The 10,317-nt window shown below is 75.2% G+C and carries 10 protein-coding genes and 1 tRNA gene; 1 reads left to right on the forward strand and 10 read right to left on the reverse strand.

What is annotated here, in order from left to right:
- Positions 1-41 precede the first annotated feature (41 nt).
- The 10 genes from ACFRQN_RS37650 to ACFRQN_RS37695 all read right to left on the reverse strand — a co-directional run bounded on the left by ACFRQN_RS37650 (position 42) and on the right by ACFRQN_RS37695 (position 9,635).
- Positions 42-1,661 (reverse strand): DUF2079 domain-containing protein, encoded by a 1,620-nt coding sequence (locus ACFRQN_RS37650; protein WP_380745079.1) that lies wholly within the window; start codon positions 1,659-1,661, stop codon positions 42-44.
- 44 nt (positions 1,662-1,705) lie between these two features.
- Positions 1,706-2,908 carry a glycosyltransferase 87 family protein gene (locus tag ACFRQN_RS37655; RefSeq protein WP_234348610.1) on the reverse strand — a complete coding sequence of 401 codons (1,203 nt, stop codon included), beginning with the start codon at positions 2,906-2,908 and terminating at the stop codon, positions 1,706-1,708.
- 351 nt (positions 2,909-3,259) lie between these two features.
- Positions 3,260-3,333: transfer RNA gene (locus ACFRQN_RS37660), tRNA-Ala, on the reverse strand.
- A 187-nt stretch (positions 3,334-3,520) separates the two neighbouring features.
- Positions 3,521-4,516, reverse strand: coding sequence for a hypothetical protein (locus ACFRQN_RS37665; RefSeq protein WP_074001266.1), 996 nt, complete (start codon positions 4,514-4,516; stop codon positions 3,521-3,523).
- 150 nt (positions 4,517-4,666) lie between these two features.
- The gene (locus tag ACFRQN_RS37670; protein WP_369808369.1) at positions 4,667-5,251 is read right to left on the reverse strand and encodes a GNAT family N-acetyltransferase; all 585 of its coding nucleotides are present in this window, start codon (positions 5,249-5,251) and stop codon (positions 4,667-4,669) included.
- A 38-nt stretch (positions 5,252-5,289) separates the two neighbouring features.
- Positions 5,290-5,808: a molybdenum cofactor biosynthesis protein B gene (locus ACFRQN_RS37675; protein WP_380745082.1), complete on the reverse strand. Its 519-nt coding sequence runs from the start codon at positions 5,806-5,808 to the stop codon at positions 5,290-5,292.
- Complete coding sequence (gene moaC, locus ACFRQN_RS37680; protein ID WP_380745086.1) at positions 5,805-6,245, reverse strand: cyclic pyranopterin monophosphate synthase MoaC; 441 nt, start codon at positions 6,243-6,245, stop codon at positions 5,805-5,807. Before moaC ends, ACFRQN_RS37675 begins: the two co-directional genes overlap by 4 nt.
- A gap of 127 nt (positions 6,246-6,372) precedes the next feature.
- Complete coding sequence (gene glp / locus ACFRQN_RS37685) at positions 6,373-7,710, reverse strand: gephyrin-like molybdotransferase Glp (RefSeq protein WP_380745084.1); 1,338 nt, start codon at positions 7,708-7,710, stop codon at positions 6,373-6,375.
- Between the two features lie 32 nt (positions 7,711-7,742).
- Complete coding sequence (gene galU / locus ACFRQN_RS37690; protein WP_049660927.1) at positions 7,743-8,663, reverse strand: UTP--glucose-1-phosphate uridylyltransferase GalU; 921 nt, start codon at positions 8,661-8,663, stop codon at positions 7,743-7,745.
- A gap of 51 nt (positions 8,664-8,714) precedes the next feature.
- Positions 8,715-9,635, reverse strand: coding sequence for a GGDEF domain-containing protein (locus ACFRQN_RS37695; RefSeq protein WP_074001263.1), 921 nt, complete (start codon positions 9,633-9,635; stop codon positions 8,715-8,717).
- Between the two features lie 63 nt (positions 9,636-9,698).
- On the opposite strand from ACFRQN_RS37695, the gene ACFRQN_RS37700 reads away from it, so the two are divergent.
- Positions 9,699-10,289: a 5-formyltetrahydrofolate cyclo-ligase gene (locus tag ACFRQN_RS37700; protein WP_074001262.1), complete on the forward strand. Its 591-nt coding sequence runs from the start codon at positions 9,699-9,701 to the stop codon at positions 10,287-10,289.
- The last annotated feature ends 28 nt before the right edge of the window (positions 10,290-10,317 follow it).

The following is a 10,317-nucleotide window of genomic DNA, read 5'->3' on the forward strand; positions in this document are numbered from 1 at the left end:
CGTCGTTCCGGCCGGCCCTCCGGCGTGTCCGGGCCCCGCGCTCAGCCGCGGAACAGGTTGTGTCCGACGTCGGTCGGGACCTCGTCCTGGACCGGCTTGCTGCCCGGCCCCGGCACGTGCTCGCCGGGGACCGGCTCGTCGCCCTCCCGGTGCAGCAGCACGACCCCGTCCTCGGCCCACAGCTGCCGGTAGCCGTGCGCCAGCAGCAGCTGGATCCGCTCGGCCTGCTCCTTGTCCGTCTTGAACGGGAAGGACCGCTTGTCGCCCCGGGTGAGCACGTACTCGCGCCCGCGCGGTGTGCCGTCCACCAGCACCACGTCCGTCCGGGCGGTCAGCCGCGGCGCGATCTGGTTGTCCGCCTCGACGGACGCCCCGTCCGGGATCAGCGCGGCCGCCCGGACCAGCGCCGCCTCGCTCGGCTTGGGCGCCCAGGAGGTCGGCAGGACCAGCGGCACCAGCCCGATCGGCACCGCGGCCACCAGCGCGATGCCGGCCACGCCGAGGCCCAGCCGGCGGGCCCGCCGCAGGCTCCGCTCCGGCCGCCCGGTGGCGCTCAGCCGGCCCAGCACCTCGATCGCGGCGGTGAGCAGGACCGGCCACAGCAGCGCGTCGTAGTGCCGGGCGATCGACCAGTGGTTGGGGTTGCTGGACAGGATCCGTTCGGCCAGCAGCGGCACCGCGCACAGCACGGTGGCCGAGCGCAGCGGCAGCAGCAGCATGGTGCCGAACAGCCACAGCAGCAGCAGCGGCTTGAGCGGCTGGTCGAAGGCGGCCTGCACCAGCAGGAACGGGTCGTGCAGCAGGTTGCGCAGCGCGTCGCCGCCGTCCCTGCCGAGCGAGCCGTAGTTCCAGTAGTAGCCCGGTTCCCCGCCCATCGCCGGGATCAGCCAGGTGATGGCGGCGGCCGAGGCGACCGGCCCGCCCAGCAGCAGTCCCAGCCCGGTGCGGCGGCCCGCCCGGTCGTCGGTGCGGCGGGTGCGCAGCAGCAGCACCAGCCCGTACGCCCCGACCAGCAGGCCGAGGTCCTCCTTGGTGCAGCACAGCAGCAGGGCGGCGAGCAGCACCGTGCCGTACCGGCGGGCCAGCCCGCGCTCCAGCATCAGCAGGGTCAGCGGGACCGCGAAGGCGACCTCGTGGAAGCCCACCCGGGCGGCGACCAGCAGCGGCCAGCCGAGCCCGTAGACCAGGCCGGCCAGGTCGGCGGCCCGGCGGGCGGTGCGCGGCTCGGCGCCGGCGAAGGCGTACCCGGCGATCCGCCGGATCAGCGGCACGCCGGCCGCGAACAGCAGCGACTGTCCGATGATCAGCGAGCGCGGGTCGTCCCAGATCCAGTACAGCGGCGCGAGCAGCGCCAGCACCGGCGAGAAGTGGTCGCCCAGCAGCGAGAAGCCGGGCGGGAACTCGTGGTGGAAGCTCTTCAGCGTCGAGACGGGCAGCCCGAAGTGGGCGTAGCCGCGCACGCCCTGGTCGAAGATGCCGAGGTCGAAGCCGCCGAGCGAGACGGACGTCCAGCCCTGCAGGCCGATGGCGCAGGTCACCGCGAAGCAGAGCGCGGTGAGCAGCGCGGTGCGCCGGGCGGGGCCGAGCAGGACGGCCGCGGCCATCCGGCGGACGGCGGGCCCGGCGGCGGCCGGCGGCGGGGGTGCGGTCTGGGTGGTCACGTCTGGTCTGGTCCGTCCGGTCTGGGGTCCGTGGGTCCGGTCCGTCAGGTCCGGTTCGTCAGCGCGGGGTCGCGGTCCAGCCTGGCGGTCAGCAGGGTCAGGGCCCCGCCGCCGGCGGCGTCCACGGCCTGCCGCCGGGCGCGGTACAGCCGCACGCCCAGGACGACCAGGACGGCGATCGCGATCGGCGGGTAGATCGCGCCGGGCAGCTGCCAGTACCAGGCGACCCCGCGGCCCCAGCGGTGCGGCACCGCCCACATCACGTGGGAGAGGAAGACCGCCGCGGTCACGCCGAACAGCACCCGCCGGGCCGTGGTCCTGGCCTCCACCGCCAGCAGGGCGAGCAGCGGGATACACCAGACCCAGTGGTGGGTCCAGCTGATCGGCGAGACCAGCAGCGCGGTGAGCGCGGCGCAGACCGCGCCCCAGGCGTCGGCCCGCCGCAGCACCCGCGCCGAGCGGCCGGCCAGCACCGCCACCCCGAGCCCGAACACCGCGACCAGCGCCGAGGCGACGACCCCGACCAGGCCGGGGTCGTTGACGTCGAGCAGCCGGCAGACGGCGCCGCGCAGCGACTGGTTGTCCACCAGGACGGTCACGCCGACCCGGCTCGGGTCCCAGAGGTAGGTGGTCCAGAACCCGTACGAGGCGTCGGGCAGGAGGGCCCAGCCGATCAGGCCCGCCGCCAGGAAGGTGCCGGCCGAGACGAAGGCGGCCCGGACCCGGCCGGTCAGGAACAGGTAGACGGCGAACAGGCCCGGGGTGATCTTGATGGCGGTGGCCAGGCCGATGCCCACGCCCTTGAGGCGGTGGCTGTCCGGCCGGGTCAGGTCCCACAGGACCAGGCAGAGTATGCCGAGGTTGACCTGGCCGTACTGGAAGGTGGTGAAGACCGGCTCCAGCCAGACGCCGAGGCCGGTGGCCAGGACCACCACGGCCGCGCGGTGCCGCTTCGGCCAGCCGGCCAGCTTGAGCGACAGGTGCACGGCCGCGGCGAGCAGCGCGTAGTTGAGGAGCATCACCAGGACGCGCAGGGTGCTCACGTCGAACCAGGTGCTCGGCACGAAGAGCATCGCCGCGAACGGCGGGTAGGTGGCCGGCAGGTCCCAGCCGGGCAGCCGCATCGCGTACAGGTCCTCGCCGCGGACCACCGCCTGGCCCTCGGCCCGGTAGACCAGCATGTCGACCATGGTGGCCCCGTGGACGTGCCGGAACCAGGCGAACACCGCCAGTGAAACCGCCGCCACACAGGCCGCCGGAAGGGTCCAGGAATTCGGCCTTCCGGTTTCCGCCGCGTCGCCGGACCCTTCCGGACCGGACCGCCGCACCCACCGTTTCAGACCGAACTCGCGCACCGCGATGGCACCCCGTCGAGATAGACCAGATCGTTCCCTCGTCGCCGTCTGGGCCCACCCACCATAACCGACCCCCCTGAGCCCCAAACCGCGTCAGAAACGGGCCCGGAGGGGCGATGTGACCCCCCTCACAACGGGCCCCGGGTCGGGGTCGGCACCGGGCCTGGACCCCAAAACGCGAAATCCCGCCGGGAGTTGCCTCCCGGCGGGATTTCGTCGACCGGCCGGAGCCGGTCTGTTGGGTGGAGCTGAGGGGATTCGAACCCCTGACCCCCTCGATGCGAACGAGGTGCGCTACCGGACTGCGCCACAGCCCCAACGAGAAGAAACTCTAGCACCTTTCGGAGGGGGTCCGTGACCACCCCCCGGATCACGGTGCCGGCCGGGGTGGCCAGGGGGCGCACCCCGAACGCGGACCGCCCCGCCCGCGGTGGCGGGCGGGGCGGCATCGGGCGGGTGCGTCGCGGCGTACGGGCGGGGCCGGGGGCCGACCCCCGGCCCCCGTCACTCGTTGGCCGCGCGCGGGCGCGACTCGGGAGCCTGGGGCTCGGCGTACTGGTCGAAGAGCGGGGTCTTGCGGGACTCGGCGGGGCGCCCGGCGGTCCAGGTGCCGGGGGCCGACAGATCGAGGCCGCGGGAGACCCGGGGGGCGACCGGGGCGGTCACGTAGGTCGGCAGCGGGACGGGCACCGGCTCCCAGGAGTCCGGCCCGGCCGCGCCGCGCTCGCGCATGCCGTCGACCCACTCCTCGTGCTCGGTCGCCTCGGCCACCGCGGAGGCGGAGGGCACCGAGACGGTGGCCTGCTCGGGGTCGGCGGCCAGCCGCAGGTGGGAACGGCGCGCGGGCCGCTCCCCGGCGGGCGCGGCCGGGGCCGGCTCCGCGGCGGGGGCCTCGGCCGGGGCGCCGGCCGGCGGCCGGGCCTCGGCGCGCTGCTGCTCGCGCTTGCGCAGCCGCTCGGCGGCCTGGGCGGCCCGGACCCGGTCGAGCTTCACCTCGTACCGCTGGCGCTCCAGCCGGCGCAGGTGGCCGATGTACAGGGTGAGGAGGACCGCCGGGACCGCCGGGACCCAGAGGAAGGCGAGTCCGGCCACCGCGGCGACCACCGCGCCGAGCGCGAAGGAGAGGAAGAGGGCGGTGACCATCCGGCGCCGGCGGGCCAGCAGCCGCGCCCGGCGCTCGGTGCCGGCCCGCGGTTCGGGGCCCGGCCGCTCGGCCGGGCGCTGCACCGGGGGTTCGGGCTCCCGTGCGGGGTCGCCGGAGGCGGTCTCGTCCCGTTCGGGAGGACCGTCGTCGCTCTGCTCGTCACGCGGTTCGTCACCCAGGGCCCGGGCTGCCCGCCGCTCCAGCCCCGAACGCCCGGCCAGCAGGCGGATGGCGGTGCTGAAGCGTTCCGTCGGGCGCGCCTCGTTGAGTTCGTCCTGCCTGCGGAGCCACATCGGCACCAGATAGGCGGCCCAGGCCCCTACGATGACGGCGTAGATAAGGCCGCTACTGCTCACGATTCACACCGTACGGGCGCCGGGGAAGGCCTGGCAGCAATTTGGTGCGGCGTGTCGTGTGATCAAGCTGATTCTCCGACTATTTTGCCGCTATTTGTGCGGGTCCGGTGCCCCGACGATGCCATATCGATATTTCTTTCGAACATACATTCAATTACGTGTCCCGCGCCCGGAACTGAGCGCGCGCCAGCGCTCCAGCATCCCCTCCGGGACCTCCTCGTCGGTCAGCGCGTAGACGAGGTGGTCGCGCCAGTCGCCGTCGATGTGGAGATAGCGCGGACGGATTCCCTCCGAGCGGAAGCCGAGCTTTTCCACCACCCGTCGGCTCGGGCCGTTCTCCGGGCGGATGCAGACCTCGATCCGGTGCAGTCCGAGCGTGCGGAAGCAGTAGTTCACCGAAAGGGCCACGGCGGTCGGGATGATGCCCCGGCCGGCCACCTCCTCGTCCACCCAGTACCCGATGTTCGCCGAGCACATCGATCCCCAGGTGATCCCGCCGACCGTCAACTGGCCGACCAGCTGGCCCTTGTGGACCACGACGAAGGGCAGCATCCGGCCGGCCGAGGCCTCGCCGCGCAGGAAGCGGACCATCTGCCGGTACGTCGGCCGGGCGCCGGCCGCCTGACCCGCCGGGCCGGGCGGCACGGTGGCCTCCCAGCGGCGCAGCCAGTCCCGGTTGCGGCGGCTCACCTCCTGCCACTCGCGCTGGTCGCGGGCCCGGATGGGGCGCAGCACGACCTCACCCTCGTGGAGTTCTACCGGCCAGCCGGCGTTCAGTGCCCTCTCCTGGATGCTGGAGCCCCGGGTGCCGGGGCGTCGGTCCGGGGGTGGTCCCCGCCGCCGAGCTGGTCGACGGCGTGGGCGAGCAGCGGCTTCAGGACGGCGAGGCCGTCCCTGACGCCGCCGGTCGAGCCCGGCAGGTTGACGATCAGGGTACGTCCGGCGAGGCCGGCGAGCCCGCGGGAGAGCGCCGAGGTCGGCACCTTCTCCCGGCCGTACGCACGGACGGCCTCGGCGATGCCGGGGACCTGGCGGTCGATCACCCGGGCGGTCATCTCGGGGGTGAGGTCCATCGGCGAGATGCCGGTGCCGCCGGTGGTCAGCACCACGTCGTAGCCGGCCGCGACGGCCTCGCGCAGCACGGACTCCACCGGCTCGCCGTCCGGGACGACCCGGGGGCCGTCGGCGGTGAAGCCCATCGCGGTCAGGCCGGCCACCAGCAGCGGGCCGCCCCGGTCCTCGTAGACCCCGGCCGAGGCCCGGTTGGAGACGGTGACCGCCAGGGCCCTCACTGCGCCACCTCCGGGGCGAACCAGTCGCCGCTCTTGCCGCCGGTCTTGCTCAGCACCCGGACGGACTCGATCGTGGCGCCCTTGTCCACCGCCTTGACCATGTCGACGACGGTCAGCCCGGCCACCGCGACGGCGGTCAGCGCCTCCATCTCGACGCCGGTGCGGTCGGCGGTCTTCACGGTGGCGGTGATCTCGACCGCGTCGTCCGCGACGGCGAGGTCGACCTTGACGCCGGAGACCGCGATCGGGTGGCAGAGCGGGATCAGCTCCGGGGTCTTCTTGGCGCCCATGATCCCGGCGATCCGAGCCACCGCGAGGGCGTCGCCCTTGGGCACGCCCTCGCCGCGCAGCAGGTGGACCACCTGCGGGGAGACCCGCACCCGGCCGGCCGCCACGGCGGTGCGCGCGGTGGCGGCCTTCTCGGTCACGTCGACCATCCGGGCCGCGCCCTGGTCGTCGACGTGGGTGAGGCGGTCGCCGGGGGGAGGTGTCGTCACGGGTAACTCCAGGGGCGCGCAGGTCGAATACCGCGCTACCGTACCGTTCCCCGGTCCCGGGGGCCGATCAGGCGTCCAGCAACACCACGTCCACCTCGCTGCCGGCCGGCAGTTCGGTGGTCTCCTCGGGGACGGTGATCAGGCAGTCGGCCCGGGCCAGCGCGCCCACCAGGTGCGACCCGGCGCCGCCGACCGGCTCGACCGTGCCGTCGGCCGCCGAGTAGCGGCCGCGCAGGAACTGCCGGCGGCCGGCCGGGGAGCGCAGCGGGGACGGGCAGAGCGCGCGGACGACCGGGCGGTGCACGTCGGCGGCGCCGAGCATGGTGCGGATGACCGGGCGGACGAAGAGCTCGAAGGAGATGTAGGCGCTCACCGGGTTGCCGGGCAGGGCGAGCAGCGGCACCCCGGCCGCGCCGCCGATCCGGCCGAAGCCCTGCGGCTTGCCGGGCTGCATCCGCAGCCGCCGGAAGTCGACCCCGCCGTAGGACTCGAAGACCTCCTTGACCACGTCGTACGCGCCGACGCTGACCCCGCCGCTGGTGACGATCAGGTCGGCCCGGCCGAGCTGGTCCTCCAGGACGGCGCGCAGCCGGTCGGCGTCGTCCGGGACGGCGCCGACCCGGAAGGCGATGGCGCCGGCGTCCTGGGCGGCCGCGGTGAGGGCGAAGCTGTTGGAGTCGGCGATCTGCCCGGGGCCGACCGGCTCGCCGGGCTGGACCAGCTCGCTGCCGGTGGACAGCACCACGACCCGGGGGCGGGGGCGGACCTTCACGGTGGGCCGGCCGATCGCGGCGAGCAGGCCGAGCTGGGCGGGGCCGAGCCGGGTACCGGCCTCCAGCACCCGGACGCCGGCCGCGACGTCGCTGCCGCGGCGGCGGATGTGCGCGCCCGCGGCGACCGGGCGCAGCACCCGGACCTCCTCGTCCGGGACCGGCGCGGTCATCGCGGCGGCGGCCACCCCGGTGCCGGTGCCGCCGTCGGTCCACTCGACCGGGGCGACGGCCTGGGCGCCGGGCGGCATCGGGGCGCCGGTCATGATCCGGGCGGCCTGGCCGGGGCCGACCCTGGGCAGCGCGTCGGCGCCGGCGGCGATGTCGCCGACCACCGAGAGCACCGACGGGTAGGTGTCGGTGGCGCCCTCGGTGTCGGCGGTGCGGACCGCGTAGCCGTCCATCGAGCTGTTGTCGAAGGGCGGCAGGTCGCCGTCGGCGACCACGTCCTCCTCGAGCCGGCAGCCGCGGGCCTCCAGCAGCTGGAGCTCGATCGCGGGCAGCGGGCCGACCGCGGCCAGCACGTCGGCGACGTGCTCGTCCACCGTCCAGAGGCGGGGGGCCGCCGGGGCCGGGTCCGCTCCGGCGTCGCAGCAGGCGCTGGGCATGGTGCTGTGCTCGGTGGACCCGGTCATCGGCGGCTCGCTCCCTCGGTCGTGGTCCTGCGTCAGTCCTGCATCTCGGAGCCGACGAACTCCCGCAGCCAGGAGCGGAACTCCGGGCCCAGGTCCTCGCGTTCGGCGGCCAGACGGACGATAGCGCGCAGGTAGTCGGCGCGGTCGCCGGTGTCGTAGCGGCGGCCCTTGAAGAGCACGCCGTGCACCTGCCCGCCGTCCGCCGCCTCGCGGTTGGTCAGCTCGCGCAGGGCGTCGGTCAGTTGGATCTCGCCGCCGCGGCCGGGCGGGGTCTCCCGCAGCACGTCGAAGACCAGCGGGTCGAGGACGTAGCGGCCGATCACGGCGTAGCTCGACGGGGCCTCGCCGGGCTCGGGCTTCTCGACCAGGTCGGTCACCTGGAAGACGTCCTCGCCGAAGCCGTTCGCCTTGACGGCGGCGCAGCCGTAGAGGTGGATCTGGGAGGGGTCGACCTCCATCAGGGCGACGACCGAGCCGCCGAGCTGCTGCTGCACCTCGATCATCCGGGAGAGCAGCGGGTCGCGCGGGTCGATCAGGTCGTCGCCGAGCAGGACGGCGAAGGGCTGGCCGGCGACGTGCTGCTCGGCGACCGAGACGGCGTGGCCGAGGCCCTTCGGGTCGCCCTGGCGGACGTAGTGCATGTTGGCCAGCTCGACGGACTCGCGGACCCGGGCCAGGCGCTGCTCGTCGCCCTTGCGGACCAGCAGCTCCTCCAGCTCGTAGGCGCGGTCGAAGTGGTCCTCCAGGGCCCGCTTGTTGCGCCCGGTGACCATCAGTATGTCGGACAGGCCCGCGGCGGAGGCCTCCTCGACGACGTACTGGATCGCCGGCTTGTCGACGACCGGGAGCATCTCCTTCGGGGTGGCCTTGGTCGCCGGAAGGAAGCGGGTGCCCAGTCCGGCCGCGGGCACCACGGCCTTGGTCACCGGAACTCGGGGGTTGGTCGTCGTCATGCGTTCACCTTACTCAGGCACGTTTTCGCCCGGCCGAGTACGGGCGGACGGCTAGGACAGCACGTCGCTGGGCCCGGCCGCGGTGGCAGTCGTATGGGTCGCGACCGGCTGGGCGAACGGGTCCCGGCCGACACAGGCCGACACACTACCCGCCTTTTCCGTACGGTCACGTTCGGCATCCGTTCCGTGATCGGGCGTGCGAGCGGCCTGTTCGGAGCGGTCGGCGCGGGGCTCCCCGGACTCCCCGGGCGGCCGGGCCGAGAGCCGCCAGCAGTCGCCGCCGGCCGCCCGGGCCGCGGCGAGCGCCGTGTCGGCGGCGCGCAGCAGGACGGCCGCGTGGGTGCCGTTCTCGGGCAGCACGGCGATGCCGGCGGCGGCGGTCAGGCCGTTGCCGGCGGCGGGGCGGGACTCGCGCGGGCCGGAGGACCAGTCCAGCAGCAGGTGCCGGCGGACCGACCAGACCAGCCGCTCGGCGACCTGGGCGGCGCCCTCGGCGCCGGTGTCCGGCAGCACCACCAGGAACTCCTCGCCGCCGTAGCGGCCGAGGGTGTCGGCCCGGCGGATCTCCATCGCGAGCCGCTGGGCGAGGTCGCGCAGCACCGCGCCCGCCCGGCCCCGGCCGTGCTCGGCGACGACCGCGTCGAAGCCGCTGATGGCGAGCATCAGCACGGCGAGCGGGCGCGGGCCGTCGGCCTGTCCGGTGTGCTCGGCGCGACGGGCCCGTTCGATCTCCCGGTCCAGGGTGAGCTGGAGGTGGCGGTAGTTCCACACGCCGGTGAGCGGGTCGCAGGAGGCGGTGCGCTCCAGGTCGGCGCAGCGCTCCTCCAGTTCGGCGATCCGCCCGCGCAGCCGCTGCGCCCCGGCGGCGGCCCGGGCCCGCTCCCGGCGGCCGCGCAGTCCGAGGGCGGTGGCGCCGGCCAGTGCGGGGACGCCGAGTGCGGCCAGGGCCTGGACCAGCAGCGGGGTGGTCAATGGGGGGTGCCCCTTAGCGTGTCAGGCTCTGCGCGTCGGCGGTGCGGAGGCCAGGAGGATCGGATGAACGAGGATCGGATGCCCAACGAGAAGAGCGGCCTGAGGACACGGCTGTTGTCGCGGCGGCGCGAACTGGCCGCCGAGGAGCGGGCGGCGGCGGCCGACGCGCTGGCCGGGCACGCCGGGGAGCTGGCCGCCCCCGGCGCCACGGTGGCCGCGTACGTCTCGGTGGGCGCCGAGCCCGGGACCAGGCCGCTGCTGGACGCGCTGCGGGCGCGCGGGGTGCGGGTGCTGCTGCCGGTGCTGCTGCCGGACAACGACCTGGACTGGGCCGCGTACGCGGGGCCGGACGCGCTGGCCCCGGCCGGGCGCGGGCTGCTGGAGCCGGTCGGTCCGCGGCTCGGCCCGGAGGCGGTCGCGCGGGCGGCGGTGGTGCTGCTGCCGGGCCTGGCGGTGGACCGCTCCGGGCTGCGGCTGGGCCGGGGCGGCGGCAGCTACGACCGGGTGCTGGCCCGGCTGGCGCGGGCGGGGGCACGGCCGGTGCTGGCGGTGCTGCTGTACGAGCACGAGCTGCTGGAGCGGGTGCCGGCCGAACCGCACGACCGGCCGGTGGACCTGGCGGTGCTGCCCTCGGGGGTGCGCAGGCTCGGGTGAGACGGCGGCGGCCCCGCTCCCTCGGGGG

This window comes from Kitasatospora sp. NPDC056800 (genome assembly GCF_042789775.1).
In the GTDB taxonomy this organism is placed as follows: Bacteria; Actinomycetota; Actinomycetes; order Streptomycetales; family Streptomycetaceae; genus Kitasatospora.